This window comes from Caballeronia sp. HLA56 (assembly GCF_054655155.1).
In genome coordinates, this window is the sequence record NZ_BAAHOB010000001.1 from 1009903 (window position 1) to 1027943 (window position 18041).

At 62.3% G+C, this 18041-nt stretch carries 16 protein-coding genes; 6 read left to right on the forward strand and 10 right to left on the reverse strand.

What is annotated here, in order from left to right:
- The first annotated feature begins 45 nt into the window (after positions 1-45).
- Both ACYQ47_RS04715 and ACYQ47_RS04720 read left to right on the forward strand, forming a co-directional pair.
- The gene (locus tag ACYQ47_RS04715) at positions 46-225 is read left to right on the forward strand and encodes a hypothetical protein (RefSeq protein ID WP_244829357.1); all 180 of its coding nucleotides are present in this window, start codon (positions 46-48) and stop codon (positions 223-225) included.
- Positions 226-373: 148 nt separating this feature from the next.
- Positions 374-2248 carry an OmpA family protein gene (locus ACYQ47_RS04720; protein ID WP_459904617.1) on the forward strand — a complete coding sequence of 625 codons (1875 nt, stop codon included), beginning with the start codon at positions 374-376 and terminating at the stop codon, positions 2246-2248.
- 89 nt (positions 2249-2337) lie between these two features.
- On the opposite strand, the gene ACYQ47_RS04725 is transcribed toward ACYQ47_RS04720, so the two are convergent.
- A complete protein-coding gene (locus ACYQ47_RS04725; protein WP_244829355.1) occupies positions 2338-2826 on the reverse strand; it encodes a hypothetical protein in 489 nt (162 codons plus the stop codon).
- Between the two features lie 216 nt (positions 2827-3042).
- Between ACYQ47_RS04725 and ACYQ47_RS04730 the strand changes: the two genes are divergently transcribed.
- A complete protein-coding gene (locus ACYQ47_RS04730; RefSeq protein WP_244829354.1) occupies positions 3043-3297 on the forward strand; it encodes a GlsB/YeaQ/YmgE family stress response membrane protein in 255 nt (84 codons plus the stop codon).
- 53 nt (positions 3298-3350) lie between these two features.
- On the opposite strand, the gene hutI is transcribed toward ACYQ47_RS04730, so the two are convergent.
- From hutI to ACYQ47_RS04745, 3 genes are all read right to left on the reverse strand, one after another.
- On the reverse strand, positions 3351-4586 hold the full coding sequence (hutI, locus tag ACYQ47_RS04735) for an imidazolonepropionase (protein WP_459904618.1): 1236 nt from the start codon (positions 4584-4586) through the stop codon (positions 3351-3353).
- Positions 4583-6271, reverse strand: a complete 1689-nt coding sequence (gene hutU / locus ACYQ47_RS04740) for a urocanate hydratase (protein WP_459904619.1) — start codon at positions 6269-6271, stop codon at positions 4583-4585. Before hutU ends, hutI begins: the two co-directional genes overlap by 4 nt.
- A 169-nt stretch (positions 6272-6440) precedes the next feature.
- Entirely contained in the window at positions 6441-7655 is a 1215-nt protein-coding gene (locus tag ACYQ47_RS04745; protein ID WP_459904620.1) for an ROK family transcriptional regulator, read from the reverse strand.
- A 234-nt stretch (positions 7656-7889) separates the two neighbouring features.
- Between ACYQ47_RS04745 and ACYQ47_RS04750 the strand changes: the two genes are divergently transcribed.
- On the forward strand, positions 7890-8099 hold the full coding sequence (locus ACYQ47_RS04750) for a hypothetical protein (RefSeq protein ID WP_244829350.1): 210 nt from the start codon (positions 7890-7892) through the stop codon (positions 8097-8099).
- Positions 8100-8118: 19 nt separating this feature from the next.
- On the opposite strand, the gene ACYQ47_RS04755 is transcribed toward ACYQ47_RS04750, so the two are convergent.
- The 3 genes from ACYQ47_RS04755 to ACYQ47_RS04765 form a co-directional block, all read right to left on the reverse strand.
- A complete protein-coding gene (locus ACYQ47_RS04755; RefSeq protein WP_370652191.1) occupies positions 8119-11088 on the reverse strand; it encodes an EAL domain-containing protein in 2970 nt (989 codons plus the stop codon).
- A 146-nt stretch (positions 11089-11234) separates the two neighbouring features.
- Positions 11235-11909, reverse strand: a complete 675-nt coding sequence (locus ACYQ47_RS04760) for a hypothetical protein (RefSeq protein WP_244829348.1) — start codon at positions 11907-11909, stop codon at positions 11235-11237.
- A 623-nt stretch (positions 11910-12532) separates the two neighbouring features.
- On the reverse strand, positions 12533-12955 hold the full coding sequence (locus ACYQ47_RS04765; RefSeq protein WP_250493585.1) for a hypothetical protein: 423 nt from the start codon (positions 12953-12955) through the stop codon (positions 12533-12535).
- 273 nt (positions 12956-13228) lie between these two features.
- On the opposite strand from ACYQ47_RS04765, the gene ACYQ47_RS04770 reads away from it, so the two are divergent.
- Positions 13229-14461 carry a sensor domain-containing phosphodiesterase gene (locus ACYQ47_RS04770; protein WP_244829346.1) on the forward strand — a complete coding sequence of 411 codons (1233 nt, stop codon included), beginning with the start codon at positions 13229-13231 and terminating at the stop codon, positions 14459-14461.
- Positions 14462-14464: 3 nt separating this feature from the next.
- Here the strand turns inward: ACYQ47_RS04770 and ACYQ47_RS04775 are convergent, their stop codons facing one another.
- Positions 14465-15505 carry an alpha/beta fold hydrolase gene (locus ACYQ47_RS04775; protein WP_459904622.1) on the reverse strand — a complete coding sequence of 347 codons (1041 nt, stop codon included), beginning with the start codon at positions 15503-15505 and terminating at the stop codon, positions 14465-14467.
- A gap of 163 nt (positions 15506-15668) precedes the next feature.
- On the opposite strand from ACYQ47_RS04775, the gene ACYQ47_RS04780 reads away from it, so the two are divergent.
- The gene (locus tag ACYQ47_RS04780; protein ID WP_309959087.1) at positions 15669-16382 is read left to right on the forward strand and encodes a lysophospholipid acyltransferase family protein; all 714 of its coding nucleotides are present in this window, start codon (positions 15669-15671) and stop codon (positions 16380-16382) included.
- 94 nt (positions 16383-16476) lie between these two features.
- On the opposite strand, the gene ACYQ47_RS04785 is transcribed toward ACYQ47_RS04780, so the two are convergent.
- Together ACYQ47_RS04785 and pcaQ are read right to left on the reverse strand one after the other, a co-directional pair.
- Positions 16477-16845, reverse strand: a complete 369-nt coding sequence (locus ACYQ47_RS04785) for a response regulator (RefSeq protein WP_244829343.1) — start codon at positions 16843-16845, stop codon at positions 16477-16479.
- A 208-nt stretch (positions 16846-17053) separates the two neighbouring features.
- Positions 17054-17992, reverse strand: coding sequence for a pca operon transcription factor PcaQ (gene pcaQ / locus ACYQ47_RS04790; protein ID WP_250493587.1), 939 nt, complete (start codon positions 17990-17992; stop codon positions 17054-17056).
- Positions 17993-18041: the final 49 nt, after the last annotated feature.

Sequence of the window (18041 nt, forward strand, 5' to 3'; positions counted from 1 at the left end):
CAACCTCCCTGCAGCAGCTGTTCGAAGCACGAATGCCGTGCTTGCGTGTGGACTTCACCTCTCGATGCGTCGTATCGCGCGTTCGTCCATTCGAACCCGGTCTACGCCATCCTCGCATCGAACGTGCATCAGCACGAACCCATGCCATCCGAAGCATCATGGCTCGGAATCGCCGCCAAACGCGTGGCCCGCTTTTTCTCGGATTCTTCCCTTCGGGCACGCTGATTCGAGCTCATGCCCGCTCAACCGTGACACGAACGTAACGGTTTCTGTAAATAAGTATCTCGAAAATATTTTAGGATAGCTGCGCATATAAAATGCGTCGCGTCAATGCGCCTTCATCTGGCGCTACAGCATATAGGATAGACAGTCGATGAGCATCAATCTGGTCCAGGCAGTCAGGTCCGCGATTACGGACCAAATCGCGGAACAGCTATCGCAGAAATTCGGTATCCCTGCGCAAATCGTTCAGCAGCTGACCGCACGCGCAGTGCCTGGTCTCGTTGCATCTCTCATGGAACGTTCGGCTTTTGCTGATGGCGCGAACGCGCTGTACACGGTCGTCATGTCGCCGGACGCGAACGCTTTTATCGCGGATCAGTTGAGCAACGTGATAACCACGACGAGTGGCCTCAAACACCTCGAAGCAAGCGGACATTTGATGGCCGCGCGCGCGACGGGACAACGCATCGACGCTCTGACAGATGCGGCTTCCATTGAGACCGGCGTGCCGGCACAAGCTACATCGGCCCTCTCGGGCATGCTCTCCGCCGTGTTGTTCGGTGTGATGAAGCATTACTTCCTGCTCTCGCAGGTTTCGGTGCATGCGTTGCCCGCGCTGTTGCGCGATCAGGTAGCCGAAATCCGCGCAACGCTTTCGAACGGAATCGCGGCCGCCATTGGTCTTGGCAACACGGAAGGTTTTGCCAGCAATATCGCGGGCCGCCTGGATGCCGTCGGTTCGACGCTGGAACCGGCACTTGAGCCCGCTATTGCAACCATTCCGGCAACGGCGGCCATTGCGACGACAGCCCCACCGGCGCCGCGAGCCATTGCGCCTATCGCACCCGCACCCGCGCCCGCACCCACGCCCACGCCTGCGCCTGCTTCCACTCCCGCCCCCGCTTTCGCGGCCGCAACGACCCAAATGCGAGCACCCGTGCGCAAGCCCGCGCCGAAAAAGTCGCACAAATGGATTTGGCTCCTGTTTGCCATGCTCGCCGCGATTCTCGCGGCGGTGTACTACCGTGGCTTTACGAACGGCGACAAGTTCGACCTGAGAGCGTCGACCGCTGCATCACCCGTCACGCAGGTCACACCGGCTGCATCTTCGGTCGAGACACAAGTCAATGGTTCAGACACGCTGCGCGCGGACACGGCATCCGCAACGGCGATTGCTTCCTCGGTCGATGCCGCAAGCGGCATCGCGGCGGCTTCCGTACCCGATGCAGCACCGGCGAAGTCGAAAGACGCCAGCTTGCTGTTTCACGTGAGTTCTGCGGGCGTTCCTTCGATCGAGGCAACCGTTGCCACGGACGCCGAGAAGCAACGTCTAATCGATGCACTTGAACAGCACTTTGGCAAGAACTACAGCGCCAACGTTTCCGTCGATGCACAAGCGCGTCCCGCCACGTGGCTTTCGCACGTGACGGATCTCTTGCCGCTAATGGCCGTGCCGGGCGCGGAAGCGAAAATCGCGGGTTCGAAGGTTGAACTGAGCGGCACGGCCGCCGAAGCGAAATTCGGCTGGATGGATCGCTTGAAAACCACCTTCGGCGACATGTTTCAGGTCACCTCGTTCAACGTGGACAGCGCGGTCGCCAATGCCACGCAATCGTTCCGCAGCGCCATGAAGACACTGCTCGCCGCGGAAGATTCCTGTTCCGGCGACAAGCTCTCGAAGGTGCTCGATCTGCAGGTGGTCAACTTCGGACGCTCCAGCGCAACCGTGCCGCAAGACGCGTATGCCACGCTGGATCAGACTGCCGCGTTGCTGAAAGACTGCGCGGCCAAGGGTTCGATGGTCAAACTCGAAGTCGCGGGATACTCGGACGCAACAGGTGTTCCGTCAGCCAAACTGGAAATGTCGAGGGAACGCGCTCAAGCCGTGCGCGGCTATTTGATGAAAGCCGGCGTGCCTTCGAATTCCCTCACGTCGAACGGCTACGGCGACGCAAACCCTATCGCCGATAACGCCACCGCAAGCGGTCGTTTCGCCAACCGTCGTATCGAGTTCGTCGTGAAATAAGCTGCGGGTCGGTGACTCGCTGCTCGTTGTCTGCAAGCCGTCGCAAATGCGACGGCTTTTTTATTGCGCTGACGCTTTTCGAGCGCCGCTCAATGCGGCGCCGCGTAGTCGTTCTCGGCCCAGCGTTCGGCGCTTGTCTTGCTCAGCTTGAACGCAGGCGACACGCGCACGTGCGCGAGCTGCGTGCCAAATGCATCGAAGGCCTTCAGGTTGGCGTAGGGGTCGTCATCGTCGGGGACGATTTCCAGCGTGACGGTAACGTCTTCGCCACGTACGTCGATGGAAACGTTCTTGTGCAGCATGGCATGCCGCTGCTGCTCGTGACGGCGCAATACCTCCGACGCCGTCTTGACCAGCGTGCGAAAAGCGTTCGCGTCCAGCGGCTTCGGGTTCTTCTTGTCGCGGCCCATGGTCCACGGGCCGACGAGCGCGGGCTCGGCCTCGCCCGCCTGGATCATCGCGACGGCCCAGCCATCGTCGTCTTCGTTCTTCATGACGCGAGCGGTCCAGCCGTCGTCGCGCCAGAGGCGGTCTTCGTGAATCGGGTCGTCGGTTGCGGGGAAATCGGAATCGGTCATGGCGGCGCCGTGCAGGCAAAGTGATGCAGAACACGGATTTTACCGCGCGAGATGACGTGGCATCCCACGTGCTAAGGAGACTGGCCGAATGGCCAATCCCGGCCAAGTCGCGCGGCGTGTCATATCCAAACGCATTGTCGCGTGCTACTTTGGACGTGCCGGAATGCGTCCGGAGCAATCTCAGCCAACGAGCAGCAATTCAGAAGGAGCTACCGCATGTTTGCATTCATCGGGACTTTGATCGTCGGACTGGTTATCGGGCTCATTGCGCGCGCCGTCAAACCAGGCGATGACAGCATGGGCTGGATCATGACCATTGTGCTGGGGGTCGTCGGTTCGCTGGTGGCGGGCTATGTGGGACGCGCGCTCGGCTGGTATCAGCCCGGGCAGCCCGCCGGATGGATCGCCTCCGTGATCGGCGCAATCATCTTGCTCGTCGTGTGGGGCATGATCCGCAAGCGCAGCGTGTGATTCTTATCGGTTGTCGAAAAACGCCTCGTGCTTTTGGACGAGGCGTTTTTTTATTACCTTAACGCCGTAAGGCCGTATTGCCAGACAGAAGTCGTCACCACTTCGCCGTTTCGCACCACGCAATTGGACAATGAACCGCCCAACCAATAAGCCAGTTCGGCCGGCCGACCGATTTTCCACGCGACGAAGTCCGCCGCCTTTCCCGCTTCCAGCGATCCATGCGAGCCGTGCAGGCTGAGTGCGCGCGCCGCATGAAGGGTCACGCCAGCGAGCGCTTCTTCCGGCGTCAGACGAAAGAGCGTGCAGCCGAGGTTGAGCATCATCCGCAACGAAAGCGCGGGCGATGTGCCGGGATTCAGATCGCTGGCGAGTGCAACTGGAACGCCGTGGCGTCGCAAGGCATCGACGGGCGGTAGCTGCGTTTCGCGCAGCATGTAGAACGCGCCAGGCAGCAGCACGGCGACGGTGCCCGCGCTTGCCATCGCCGCGGCATCATCGTCCGTCATGTATTCGAGATGATCGGCGGAAAGCGCCTGATAGCGCGCCGCGAGGGTCGAACCATGCAGCGACGACAACTGTTCGGCGTGCAGCTTCACCGGCACGCCGTGTTTTTGCGCGGCGAGAAACACTCGCTCGACTTGTTGCGGCGAAAACGCGAGATGCTCGCAAAAGGCATCGACGGCATCGACCAGGCCTTCATCGATGAGCGCCGGCAACATTTCATCGCAGACGAATGCGATGTAGTCGTCCGCGCGATTCGCATACTCGGGCGGCAGTGCGTGAGCTGCGAGACAGGTCGCGCGCACGGTCAAGGGCAGCGTTTCGCCAAGACGCCGCGCGACTCTCAGCATCTTGCGTTCGTTCGCGAGATCGAGCCCGTAGCCGGATTTGACTTCGAGCACGGTCACGCCGTCGCGCAGCAGGCCGACGGCGCGCGCGCGGGCGCTTTCGAACAGCGCGTCCTCGCTGGCTTCACGCGTCGCGCGTACCGTGCTTGCAATACCGCCGCCGCGCGCCGCGATCTCCGCGTAGCTCGCGCCTTCCAGACGGGCCTCGAATTCGCCGCTGCGGTCGCCGCCGAAGACGAGATGCGTATGGCAATCGATTAGACCCGGCGTAACCCACGCGCCTTCGAGATCGATACGCTCGCAATCGCGCTCCGGCGCGGCGACGCGCGGCCCGATCCATTCGATACGCCCGCCATGCGTCAGGATCGCGGCATCTTCGATGATCGAATACTTGCCGCCCGTCATGGTTGCGACGTGGCAATGCTGCCAGAGCTTGTTCATCGCTTGCCGTTCGCTCCGTCGATCATCGGCAAGTCGAGGCCTTGCTCGCGCGCGCAGTCGACGGCGATGTCGTAGCCCGCATCGGCATGACGCATGACGCCGGTGGCCGGATCGTTATGCAGCACGCGGGCGATACGCGCGTCGGCTTCGACGCTGCCATCGCAGACGATGACGACGCCCGCGTGCTGCGAAAAGCCCATGCCGACGCCGCCGCCGTGATGGATCGATACCCACGTTGCGCCGCTCGCCGTGTTGAGCAGCGCGTTGAGAAGCGGCCAGTCGGAGACGGCGTCCGAGCCGTCCCGCATCGACTCGGTCTCGCGGTTGGGGCTCGCGACCGAACCGGAATCGAGATGATCGCGGCCGATCACCACCGGCGCGGACAGCTCGCCGTTGCGCACCATCTCGTTGAACGCGAGGCCGAGCTTCGCGCGTTGCCCGAGGCCGACCCAGCAGATGCGCGCCGGCAAGCCCTGGAAGCTGATGCGTTCGCGCGCCATGTCGAGCCAGCGATGCAGATGCGCGTCGTCCGCGATCAGCTCCTTTACCTTCGCGTCGGTCTTGTAGATGTCCTGCGGATCGCCAGAAAGCGCGGCCCAACGGAACGGTCCGACGCCCCGGCAAAACAGCGGCCGGATATAGGCGGGCACGAAGCCGGGGAAATCGAACGCATTCGTGACGCCTTCGTCCTTGGCCATCTGGCGGATGTTGTTGCCGTAATCGAACACCGGCACGCCTTGTTCGCGGAAGGCGAGCATTGCCCGCACGTGTTCGGCCATCGATTGCTTCGCCGCCTTCACCGTGCCCTGCGGATCGCTTTGCGCGCGATCGCGATACTGCGTCCACGTCCAGCCGTTCGGCAGATAGCCGTTGAGCGGATCGTGCGCGCTCGTCTGATCGGTTACGAGGTCCGGGCGCACGCCACGGCGCACGAGTTCGGGCAAAACATCGGCGGCGTTCCCGCAGAGTGCGACTGACACCGAGCGTCCTTCGGACGTGTATTGCTGCATGCGGGCAAGGGCATCGTCGAGATCGGTGGCTTGTTCATCGACATAACGTGTCTTCAGACGGAAATCGATCCGGCTTTGCTGGCATTCGATATTGAGCGAACACGCGCCCGCGAGCGTCGCGGCGAGCGGCTGCGCGCCACCCATGCCGCCAAGTCCGGCGGTCAGCACCCAACGTCCCTTGAGATCGCCGCCGTAATGCTGCCGACCGGCTTCGACGAAGGTTTCATACGTGCCCTGCACGATTCCCTGGCTGCCAATGTAGATCCAGCTTCCCGCCGTCATCTGCCCGTACATGGCGAGACCCTTGGCGTCGAGTTCGTTGAAATGCTCCCAGTTCGCCCAGTGCGGCACGAGATTCGAATTGGCGATGAGCACGCGCGGCGCGTTCTCATGCGTCTTGAAGACGCCAACCGGCTTGCCCGATTGAATCAGCAGGGTTTCATCCGCTTCGAGCCGCTTGAGCGTTTCGACGATCTTGTCGAAGCTCGGCCAGTCACGCGCCGCGCGGCCAATTCCGCCATAGACCACCAGTTCGCGCGGATTCTCGGCGACTTCCGGGTCGAGATTGTTCATCAGCATGCGCAGCGGTGCCTCAGTCAGCCAGCTTTTGGCATTGAGTCGTGTGCCGCGCGGGGCGCGAATTTCAGTGTCGCGATAACGGAAAGATGAGGTCACGAGGCAGGCTCCTGCGCGTCGGAAGATTGAGCGAACGGACGCGGATTTCTCGCAGGCCCGAATTCGAGTTCATGTTCTTGTATATACAACTTTCATTGTATTAGGGATTTCCCGACGCCGATTTGTCGTGTTTGCCAGCGCGTTGTATAGACAATGCAAACCGCCCGTGTCAAGTCTCCAGCGGCTTCAAAAACAATTCATGCTTCGGCGCGAAGTGCGCGTAAAGCGGCAGAATGGCGCCGCCCATCGCGCGTGCATCGGTACCGATCTGTCCTTCCACCAGGCGTGGACGCGTCATGCCTTGCCAGTCGAAATGGCCGAGCGCTTCATCCGTACGCCGGATGATCTCGCGCAACAAGCCGCGATCGATTTCGCCGTCGATCACGACCGCCTCGAGATCCAGCAAAGCCGCCGACGACGCGATGCTCAACGCGATCGCCGGGCACGCGTCGTCGAGCCACGCCTCGGACAGCGGCCGCAGCGAAGCCGACCATGCACGTTCGTCGTGAGCGGCGGCGGCGGGCGCGCCGGCCGCCGCGAACGCCTTTTCGAGCACATAGACCGACGCGGTGTTGAGCAACTGCGCCGCACCGTCGCGCTTTTGCAGCGGCAGCGAGCCGATTGCTCCCGCGTTGCCGCCCGGCCCCGCGTGCAAGCGGCCGTCGATGACCAGCCCGCCGCCGATGAACGTCCCGATGAACACGTACAGAAAGTTGCGCAACCCGCGCCCTTGCCCCATCACGAGTTCGGCGGCGCAGGCGGCCGTGGTGTCCTTTGCGAACTCGACGGGCAACGCCGTGAGCGCCTGAATGCGCCCGCGGATATCGATCTCGTTCCATGCGGCGAGCACGTCGGGCGGCGTATCGAAGAAATCGCGCCAGCCGCCGAGCCACAACGGCGCCGCCACGCCGATGCCCGCGATCTTGCGCGCGTCGTCGCCGAGCGCGTCGATGGCGCGCGTGAGCCGTGCGGCAAGTTCCGTGAAAAGCGTGGCGGGATCGGGATAGGGATAGTCGAGCGTGTCGCGCGTGCGAATGGCGCCGGTGAAGTCCATCGACAGCACGTCGAGGCTGCGTCGCCCTACTTTCACGCCGATGGAAAACGCGCCGTCCGCTCGCAGCGCAATCGGCACCGATGGCTGCCCGAGGCGCCCCGGCACACGCGTTCGCGCTTCCTTCACGAGCAGGCCGTCGTCGATAAGGTGATCGACGATCATCGACGCCGTTTGCATGGAAAGGCGCGTGAGGCGCGCGATGTCCGCCTTCGGCAGCGCGCCGTGCAGACGAATGGCCTGCAGCACGATGCGCTCGTTGAATTGGCGCATGCCGAGCTGATTCGAGCCGACTGAATGAATAGACGCTTGGCGCGAGGATCGATCAGGCATGCGCGCCCTCTTCGCAGCGCAAACACGCGCCAGGCGAAGCGCGCTCCAGGTCGTTCATAAGCGGCTCCCGCTTCAAGTCCGGCGCGTTGATCGATTTGAGGCATCCGCGCCGATTCTAGCAAGCTCCTGTAAGGAAACCGCCGCATGGAAAGTTTCGCGCTGCAATATGTTTCGCGATTTTTATCGGGTTATGGTGACGCCGACGTTCCCTATTCACCGGCCAGGCCACGCAACATGAGCACACTCGAAGCCCTTCACGCGATTGTCAACGACGACAACGCCCCGCAGATCATTCGCGATCACATCGTCGATTCCCTGCAGTTCGCGCTGCGCAATCATCCCGGCTATTTCACGCAAAAGGAGATTCAATGGCTCGCGCAATGGGACGACACGCGCATTCCCATCGCGGCGAACAAAATTTTGAGTGAATCGAAACCCGCCTGAACGGGTTCGAAAATAGAAATTAATGGGTGCCCGCGGCGCGGGCGCGCCATTCATAGTCGAATGCGAGCGCCTGCGCCGGCGCGGATAGGCACTCGACAAAACTCACCACTTCCGGATCTTTTACGAAACTCGCAGCGGAAGTCGCCGAAAGAATGGCGACGCTGTCTTGCGGTTTCGCGACTAAAAAACCCTGCACATAATCGACGCCGATTTCCTGCAATGCGCGCAGGGTATCGATGTCTTCGACCCATTCCGCCACGCTGCGCATGCCGAGATTGCGCGCAAGCGCGACGATGGCTTCGACAATGGCGATATCCGCCGGATGCGCACACATGGAGCGCACGAATTCGCCGTCGATTTTCAGCGCATCGGCGGAAAGTGCCTTCAAATATTTGAACGAGGAATAACCCGCGCCAAAGTCGTCGAGCGCGATTTTGCCGCCCATGTCATGGACGCGCGCGATAAAGCGCTGCGTGTTCTCCAGATCGTGCAGCGCCACGCTTTCGGTGATTTCGAGGCAAAGGTAATGCACCACTGACTGATGCCGCGCGAACAACGCGAAAATGTCCTCCATGAATTGCTCGTCGTTGAGCGAACCGCCTGAAAGGTTGACGCAAATGAATTGCGTGTTCTTCAATTCATGGCGATGCGCCTCGATCCATTCGAGCAACGTGGTTATGACCCAGCGGTCGATTGCAGCAATATTGCCGGACTCTTCCGCCGCGACGATCACCTTGCCCGCAGGCAGCGTCGTGCCGTCCGGCGCGCGCATGCGCAGAAGTACTTCGAAATTAAGCGATTCCGTTGGCGCCGATAACGACATGATCGGCTGCATCACGAGAAAAAGGCCCGGCGGCAGACGATTGCGGCCGAGCGTCTCGACGAGTTTCAATTCTTCCGCGCGCTCCTCGAACGCCGCCGCGCCCTTGCGGTACGTGACGAGGTGAGTATGCGCGACCTTCTTCGCTTCGCGGCACGCGCGATCCGCATGCGACAGCGCGTCCTGCACGCGCACGCCCTGCGAGCATTCGACGAGACCGATCGAAGCCTTCACCTGAAACGCGCGATTTCCGACCTGATAGGGCGCGTCAGAAAGAATGGAAATGAGTTCGCGGCATTGCGCGATGGCGTCTTCAATCGACGTGTCGTGCATGACGCAGACGAACTCGTCGCCACCGATTCGCCCCACTGCGTAATTGCGCGCGAAGTGCGCCCGCGTGCGTGCCGCGACCTGTCGCAAGACTTCGTCGCCACTGCGGTGGCCGAAGAGGTCGTTCACGAGCTTGAAGCGGTCGAGGTCGACATAGGCAAGCGCCCACGGCAACATTTCATCGCTTTGGGCGGAAATAGCTTTCTCGATACCGCGCCGGTTCAGCGAGCCCGTCAGCGGATCATGCTCCGCGAGAAAGCGCAGACGCTCGACAGCGCGCGAACGTTCGGTCGTGTCCTGCAGCGAGCCTTCGATCCAACCATTCGAGCGGATAGCCTTCAATAGATAGCGCCGCTCGCCCGTGCCGCGCGCGGCGGAACCGCCCATTTCGAGCTCACCGTCACTGCCTTTCGATGCCAGCGCCTGCAGCGCGCCCCACGCGCCGGGCTCGAAGTAATCGTTCCAGTGGCGGACTTTGTATTCCGCTTTCTGCAGGTCGAGCATCGAGCGCAGCGCCGGATTGGCGCGCACGAAGCGGCCGTCGGTATCGAGCGTGAAGAGACCGATTGGCGTGACTTCGTAAGTGTTGCGTAATTCCATCTGCGCCTGACGGCGGAAGTCGCGCTCGGCGCGCATCTGCTCGGCGATGGCAAACGCCGCCATCATGCTCGACGACAGCGCGGCCATTACCGTGTTCACGCCGCCGACCAGCACCTTGAGGCCGAACGCCGCGCCAAGTACTTCGGAGAACGTGGAAAACAGCACGATGGCGAGCGACGCCACATACCACATGACCGTGCGCGAACGGGCCATCCACACGAGCCGCACGAGGAAGAACAGCAGCACGCAGATACCGAAGCCGGCAATGACCCACAGCGTCGGAATGAACAGCGAATACGGCAACGCCACGGCTGCCCCAAGGAGCACGATGCCGACGTACTGAATGACACGCAAAAGCCACCGGTAACCGACCACGCGCAATTCGCGGCGGAACAGCTGCTGGAATAGCGCGGCGGTCAGCAAGTAGTACGCGGCGAACGTGATTTGCCTGAGCGGCGTCATGAAGTCGGCTGGCAGTACGCGGCCGAGCCACTGCATGTCCCAGCCCATGGCGTTGGCGCACAAACGCAGATTGCCGACGAGCCACACCGCGAATATCACGTACGTCCATTCGTGATTGATCAACGCGGTGACGAAAACGAATACCGCGAGCGTGAGCAAACCGCCCGCGATCAGCCCGGAGCTTTCCTGGAAGTCGAGCGCCGAGCTTCGGAGACCTTGCCATTCCCACGCAAACGCGTTGATCTGCGCCGGGCCCGAATAAACGCCGCGGCAAATGACGGACAACGGTGCCTTGATGCGCCCCACCTGCACGAAGAAACCGGCCTTGACCGGATGCATCTCGCCGCTCACGCTTTCGCGATCGGCGGTGCCGAGCGGCTGGAGGTTACTGGCGTTCCAGCATGAAAGCGACTGCGCGTGGCGCGAAGGCAGTTCGATTGCAGTCGACGACTCCGTGCTCATGACGGGCGCCGTGATGGAAAACCAGACGGGTTTTTCGGAGAGATGCGTGTTGTAGCGCGTGGTGGCCGGTGCGGCGCGCAGGGCTTCGCGCGCGGCTTCTGGACCGAGCGAGTCGCCATGATCGGCGAGAACGTGAAGTTCGAGCGGGACCGCGCCCCGCGTTTCGTACTGGCGGGGTAAAAAGAAGAGCGTCGCTAGCGTACCGAGTGCGATCAGAAACGGGACCGCGTAGACGGCGACCGCGTACAACGCGCCGTCGATCCACGAGCCCGAGCGTCTGAATCTCGATAAGGAAGCTGGAATAACCGACGCCATACCTGAATAAGCCCCCCGTTTGCGCCGATCTTGCCGGCGAGAGGCGCGGCGGAGCCGAGCTTGCCCCCGCCACCGCACTCTTTGGCCAACCGGACCACTTCGGGCCCGGCTTTTTTGCTCTTGCTTTCGTTACCGCAGCCCTTCTTCTACCGGCCGTAAGCCATCAGCGGAGCCTCAGGGCATCGTACCGGTTCCCAGTCAAAAGATAAATCTACAGATTGCAAATCGATGTCCGGATGATGCGTATTCACCATGTAGTTGAACAATGGGTGACGCGCCTCTTCCCAACGCTGCCGCGCGACAGCCACTTCCTTGGCCAGCACGCGATGCGGCATGCCGCCCACGTGCGCCATCGGCAGATACTCGTTTACGCCGAACACGTCCTTGAACAGCATGGCTTCGTATTCCCGGTCGAGCGGCGCACGCGCGGTAATCACCATCCAGTCGATCTCATGCAGTTCGCAGAACATCCACAACGCCTTGCACAACGCCACCTTCACGACTCTTCCCACCATGCCGCCCGCCACGCCAAGGCGCGTTGCTTCCGCGAGACGGCTTTCGGCGAGATGACCCGGCAGCTTGATCGATTGCTCGACCGCGAGCGGCGCATACGCATTGGTCTGAATGCGCATGGTGCCCAACGGCGCGCCATCGAGTTTCGATTCCGCGAGCAAAACCGCGGTGCCGCTATCGCGATCGGAATGCTCGATCGTCATTTTCTCGGCGAATTCGGGCAAATGCCGACCATACGCAGAACGCCTGATGCTTACGGCTTTCTGGAGCCCGTCGTCGTCCTGGACGATACGGATAGTAAACGGCATGCGTTCCGTTTTCTGAAGTGCGGGCACTACCGTGAGTGTCGGACGAAGCGCCGTTTCAGATTGGTTAGCGGCGGCATTCGTGGCAAGGTTCAGACGTTCCATTTTGTAAACCCCATTTTTCTTGGCGATTAGGAAATTGCCGCGTGATATGGGCGTTTTAAGGTTGTGCCCTCACACGGCGAATCGAGCCTCTCACGAAGTCAAATAACGGGGTGCGCGCTTGCCACTGTTTCTCAGCAAAATTCAGGCTAAACAATTAGAACTTTTATTCTAATTGCCGAACTAATCGCCGGGCAACTGCTGCAAAAATAAATATGCATAGCCGGTATTCGAATATGCATGCACAAGAAGAGTGAAAAGAAACGAGGGCCAACAGCCACCAAATGCCGTGAGAGGTATTCAGGAGAATAGCCGTCTGTCAAGCAATACGAAATATCGCGTAATCACGTCAAAAGACTAAAAAAAGGGGACACGGTAACGTTTGCGCTTCACGCAACACTCGAAAACAGAAAACGGCAACAAATGGGATCGTTGGGGAAATGAGCAGACGCAAAAACGCGGATGCCTCCACTTTTGGCATCCGCGAATCTCACAACATGCTGAACAAATCGAAGACGGGGTAATCAGTCTTCTTCGTCGAGCCAAGGAATGTCGACGTCGGTAATGAAGGCAACCATGGCAAGCGGGCGTCCCTCCTGACGGCCGAGATTGCCGTCGGCACGCTGCCATTCGCAGCGGAAGATGGTGGCCGGCGTGTCGGCGAGCAAGGTGATCGTGCGAATTTCGTCCGGATCGTTCTCCTCGACAGGGCCGTCGAGCGAAACGAGCAACTGCTGCGGCCACGCGCCGTCGGCGGGATCGTAGATCTTGTCGCCGTCGTGAACGACCACGTGCGCTTCGACGCCGATGGTCGCCGACGCCTCCACGATCATCTTGCCGAGTGCGCGCAACACCGCCGTGGCGCGAGCCGAATTGGCCTGACGGATGGCGAGATCGCCGCGCGTGAGCGCCTGCTCGAGTTTTGGATTGGTTTTCTGTTGCGCCATCGATGTCTCTCAAAGGTTTTGGTGCAAGCTTCGACGAGCCTTGCGCCGCTTAAGTTGCAGCGGGATCGTATCACCGCCTCTTCAAAGATAGGTCGCGGCGCGGGCGCGGGCAAACACGACGCCGCCACTCAAGTTTTCGCACGCTCGGCCGATACTGCCTTGTATCCCCATCTCGCCGCGTGCCATTGCCGTGCCGTTCATCGACTCGTATGTGCATTCTTCCCGACGCTGTGTCCGCACGCAGCCGTCAGGCCTCGGCCGGCGTGGTCCGACGTGTTGACGGCGCACACCGGAGTCGTCGACGGCATCACGCTTCGCACGCATCTGCAGCCGATCTACAGCCTCCCGCATCAGCGCGAAGTCGGATACGAGGCGCTGTTGCGCGGCGATGCGGGCGATGGCGCGCTGATCGGCCCGTTCGATCTGTTTGGCCGCGCGATCGTCTCGGGCGAGCTCACCGCGCTCGACCGCATGAGTCATCTGGCGCACCTCCGTCATGCCGCGCCGGTGCTGCCGAGCGCGCACTGGCTGTTCGTCAACATGAACCCTGCGACTTTCACGGACCCTGGCTATGCGAAACAGTTCGCCGCGCTCACGCACGCGGCCGGGCTCGCGCCGGAGCGGATCGTGATCGAAGTGCTCGAATCGGGCGGTTCGGACGTCGCGGAGATCGCGCGCGCGACACGCTCGTTTCGCGCGCAGGGCTTTCTCGTCGCCGTCGACGACTTCGGCGCCGGGCATTCCAATATCGATCGTCTGCTCACGATGCGGCCGGATATCGTCAAGCTCGACCGCAGCCTGGTGCGCGCGCAGAGCGGCAAGCGACGCACGCCGATGCGCGATGCGCTGATGCCGAAGCTCGTCGATCTGCTGCATGAATCCGGTATGTTCGTGGTGGCCGAGGGAATCGAAACCAGCGACGACCTGATGCTCGCGGCGCGCTCCAACGTGGACTTCGTGCAGGGTTATCTGTTCGGTCAACCGGCCGCGCAACTCGCCGAACGCGGCGCGGCCACGCCGCTCTTCGAAAACGTATTCGATTCGCTCGCGCAGACGCGCCGCACCGAGCGCCTCGCGAGCGACTTGCTGCTGATGCCGTATCGCTCGAATCTGGCGCAGGCCGCGACGCGCCTTGCGGGCGGCGCATCCGCCGAGCATGCTTGCGCCGCGTTGCTCGCGCTGCCTTGTACGATCAGTTGCTTCTTTCTCGACCACGCGGGTCGCGAATGCCTGCCGACGCTCGCCGGCGCGTGTGAGCGGCGCTCGGCCGACCGCTTCGCGCCCATTGCGGACGCCTCGACCGGCCGCTGGGACACGCGCCCCTACTTCGTCGATGCCCACACGCGGCCGCAGCAGGTCATCACGAGCGCGCCGTATCTGTCGGTAACGGGGACGTCGCTGTGCGTCACGCTCACCATCGCGACGCAGCGCAACGGACGGCTGATCGTCGCGGGCGCGGATCTCGACTGGCGACGCCTGACCGAAGCGGCGCCGTCGATCCTGTAAGCGTCAGCTTGCCGCGATGGCTTGAGCCAGGGCCACCGCGCCTTTGCGCAATGCCGTCACGTTGTTGGGCTCGAAGGTCCAGTGCCCGGCGACATCCACGATGGCGAGTTGCGCGCCCGGCCAAAGCGCGGCAAGGTCGAACGCCTGATCCGCGGGACACACCATGTCGAAACGTCCGTGGACGATACTGCACGGCAGATGCGCAATGCGCGCGACGCGCTGCAGCAGCGGTTCGGGCGGCAGTTCGTGCGCCATGTAGTGACGTTCGAGCAGCGCCATGGAAACGGCGGCGGAGTTGGCCTCGGCGCTCGGGCGCTTGTCGTCCTGCTTCGCGCTCGAGTCCTTCGCTTCGCTCGATGCTTGCGCTTCACCCGATATTTTCGCCTCGTCCGCTTCCTTCGCCTCCTTCGGCGGCTTGTTGACCACCGACAAGGTGGTCTCATACAGCGTCCACGCGCGCGCGAGCCGCGTGCCGGCTTCATCGAAACGCGCGAGCGGCGCTTCCGTCAGTTGCAGGATCTCCTCGCCGCTTGTCGGACGCTTCCCGCTCGCGGCTTCGATGGCGTCCAGAAACGCGCGATGCGCCTCCGGAAACACGCGCCGCACGTCCCACAGGAACCAGTCGATGTCCGCGCGCCGCGCGAGAAACACGCCGCGCAGCAAGAAGCCCGTGCAGCGTTCGGGATGCGTGACGCCGTAAGCAAGCCCGAGCGTCGTGCCCCACGAGCCGCCGAACAGCGCCCAGCGCTCGATGTTCAACGCGACTCGCAGCTTCTCCATGTCGCCGACGAGCGCATCGATGCCGTTCGCCTCCAGCTTGCCGAAAGGCTTCGACTTGCCGCAGCCACGTTGGTCGAAGAACACGACGCGCCACTTGTCCGCTTCCAGCACCTCGGCCCATTTGAGATTCATGGCGCCGCCGGGGCCGCCGTGCACGACGAGCATGACGGGCGCCTCGCGCGGACCTTGCGCGCGCCAGTAGATGGAATGGCCGTCGCCCACGTCGAGCATGCCTTCGTCGAAACTCACCGGCTCCTGATCCATGTGTTCCCTTGCGATGTTGATATAAGCGGTCGATGACCTGCACGCGCCATTGTTGCATCGCGCGCCCGAAGACGCATGAGCGAAGCGGCGGTTTTTGCCTCGTGCGTTCACGGCTCGATACCGTTATGCTTCTGGGCTTTCCTCCGTCGATCGCACGATTTCAATGCGCAGCACCCTCGTCAAGTGGCTCTTCGCCACCTATCTGCTCGGCAGCGGCACGATCTGGTCGATCCTGATCCTGCCGCTTTTCCCGTTCGTCGGCAGAAACGGACGCTATTGGTTAGCCAGGCAATGGTGCCGCGCGATGGTCACGATGATGCGCGTCATCACCGGTGTGGGCGTCTCGGTCGAAGGACTCAAACACTTGCCGCACGGGCCGTGCATCGTGTTGAGCCGCCATGAATCGACCTGGGAGACGCTCGCGTTCATGGCGCTCTTTCCGCGCCGCATCAGCTTCGTGTTCAAGCACGAACTCATGCAGATTCCTTTCTTCGGCTGGGTGCTGCGCGGTCTGGACATGGTGAGCCTCGACCGCGGCTCGATCCGTCAGGCGCACCAGGCTGTCACGCGTGAATGCGCCGCGCGGCTGAAGAAAGGCGACGTCGTGGTGATCTTTCCGGAAGGCACGCGCGTGGCGCACGATGCGCCGCTCAAGCTCGCTTCGGGCGGCGTGCGGCTCGCGTGCGCGACCAAGGTTCCGGTCGTGCCTGTTGTCCACGACGCGGGCAAGGTCTGGCCGGCGAAGGGTTGGCCGGATCATGGTGGACATATCCGCGTGATCGTCACGCCCGCCTTGCCGCTCGAATGCGAAATCCCGCAGGAATTGAACCGGCTCGCTCAAGCGCAGATGGATGCGGCGCTGGCGGAGTTGCGCTGATTGGTTAAGCCGCAAGCCTTTGCCCCGTGGATGCGGACTTGAGGCCTTGGTCGTCGCGTTCCGAGATTCTCGTCGAAGCGCAAGCAGCAGCCGTTCAATAAAGCGGCCGCTTCTTCGCGGCACACAGACGGTTCACGGCCGCAACCAGCGTCTCCATCTCGACCGGCTTGCGCAGATACCCGTCGTAGCTCACGAAAGCCGGCGGATTTGGATGCCCTGAAATCATCAGGAAAGGGATGTGCGCGAGCGCGGCGTCGTTCTTCATCGTTTGACAGAGAAGCGCGCCGCCGAGTCCCGGCATCATCCAGTCGGACACGACGATGTCGACCGTCTGCGCGCCGAGTATCGACAGAGCGCCGTTGCCGTCGACGGCGTAGAGCACGCGGCAATCCTCCCCTTGCATGCAGAGGGTCCAGGCTTCGATGGTGGCGGGGTCGTCATCGACGAGCAGAACGGTCTTCATGGAGCGAACGAGTTGACAGCAATGCGGCACCAAGTGCGGGAAATGACGTCGATGCGCCGAAGCGGCACGCGTCGATAAGACCGGCGCCACGAGCGTTCGTTGCAACCGATTCGCTGTCCCGGCGGGCTTACGTCATAGTATTTGTTTCGCGCGAAATCTGCGCGGTAAATGCTGCTCTAGCAAGGTGTGCGCCGCGGTGCACGACCGGTCACTTGTTCCCGGCGCGCGCACGGCCCGCTTCGCGCAAGGCATCGACCAGACTTTCTTCCACGGGCGTGCGCGCGGAGTCGTTGCGACGTATCAAGCCGATGGGCTCATCGGTGCCGGCGAAGGGCATGGGCAAGGCAACGAGCAAGCCGAGCGCGATGTCCTGCGCGACCGCGCCCGCTGGAACGAACCACACGGCGTCATTGTGCAACGCGAGCGCGCGGCCAAGCGAAACCGACAGCGTTTCGATCAACGCGGTCAGCGCATGCGCGCCGAACGCTGTCAGAACGCTTTCAGCCGACTGACGAATCAACGTCCCGAATGGCGGCACGACGATCGCGAAACGCGCAAGCAACGCGGGCGTGAGCGGCGCCTCGAACGTCAGCGGATGCTCGCGCCGGACAATCACCGCTAGCGGTTCACGATAGATCTGCTCGAAGGAAAGCTCGTGCATGGCTTCCGGCTCGGAGAGCCGGCCAACGACCAGATCGACGTCGCCCGCCTTCAGCCGTTCGAGCAGTTGCGCGTTCGAATCCGTGCGAACGGCAAGCGAAATGGCCGGCCATTGCTGCCGGAAAGCAGCGAGCGCGGGCGGCAGCAAGGCCGTGGCGACAGTCGGCAATACGCCGATGGAAATGGTCCCCGGCACATCGCCACGTTCGCGCAGCAGCATGTCCACGCCTTCGCGCAGCGACGCCACGCACGCGCTCGCATGCGGCGCGAAGAGCCGGCCCTCGCGCGTGGGAACCGCGCCGCGCCTGCCACGCTCGAACAAGCGCACGCCTAGAATGGATTCGAGTTCCCCTATGGTCTTCGACACGGCCGGCTGCGTAATCGACAGGCTGTCGGCCGCGCGCTGCACGCTGCCGAGCTGCGTGACGGCAAGGAAACACTGAAGGTGGCGGAACTTGACGCGAGTGTTGGTGAAGTCGGTATCCATGACGAGTCGTTATGCAAGCAGGCACGAAACATCATTTTCCATAACTCGC

What these genes read in the sequence shown, in the direction of transcription:
- ACYQ47_RS04720 (WP_459904617.1), top strand. Translation starts at nt 374, where the DNA reads ATGAGCATCAATCTGGTCCAGGCAGTCAGGTCCGCGATTACGGACCAA.
- ACYQ47_RS04725 (WP_244829355.1), bottom strand. Translation starts at nt 2,826, where the DNA reads ATGACCGATTCCGATTTCCCCGCAACCGACGACCCGATTCACGAAGAC.
- ACYQ47_RS04730 (WP_244829354.1), top strand. Translation starts at nt 3,043, where the DNA reads ATGTTTGCATTCATCGGGACTTTGATCGTCGGACTGGTTATCGGGCTC.
- hutI (WP_459904618.1), bottom strand. Translation starts at nt 4,586, where the DNA reads ATGAACAAGCTCTGGCAGCATTGCCACGTCGCAACCATGACGGGCGGC.
- ACYQ47_RS04745 (WP_459904620.1), bottom strand. Translation starts at nt 7,655, where the DNA reads ATGCCTGATCGATCCTCGCGCCAAGCGTCTATTCATTCAGTCGGCTCG.
- ACYQ47_RS04750 (WP_244829350.1), top strand. Translation starts at nt 7,890, where the DNA reads ATGAGCACACTCGAAGCCCTTCACGCGATTGTCAACGACGACAACGCC.
- ACYQ47_RS04755 (WP_370652191.1), bottom strand. Translation starts at nt 11,088, where the DNA reads ATGGCGTCGGTTATTCCAGCTTCCTTATCGAGATTCAGACGCTCGGGC.
- ACYQ47_RS04760 (WP_244829348.1), bottom strand. Translation starts at nt 11,909, where the DNA reads ATGCCGTTTACTATCCGTATCGTCCAGGACGACGACGGGCTCCAGAAA.
- ACYQ47_RS04765 (WP_250493585.1), bottom strand. Translation starts at nt 12,955, where the DNA reads ATGGCGCAACAGAAAACCAATCCAAAACTCGAGCAGGCGCTCACGCGC.
- ACYQ47_RS04775 (WP_459904622.1), bottom strand. Translation starts at nt 15,505, where the DNA reads ATGGATCAGGAGCCGGTGAGTTTCGACGAAGGCATGCTCGACGTGGGC.
- ACYQ47_RS04780 (WP_309959087.1), top strand. Translation starts at nt 15,669, where the DNA reads ATGCGCAGCACCCTCGTCAAGTGGCTCTTCGCCACCTATCTGCTCGGC.
- ACYQ47_RS04785 (WP_244829343.1), bottom strand. Translation starts at nt 16,845, where the DNA reads ATGAAGACCGTTCTGCTCGTCGATGACGACCCCGCCACCATCGAAGCC.
- pcaQ (WP_250493587.1), bottom strand. Translation starts at nt 17,992, where the DNA reads ATGGATACCGACTTCACCAACACTCGCGTCAAGTTCCGCCACCTTCAG.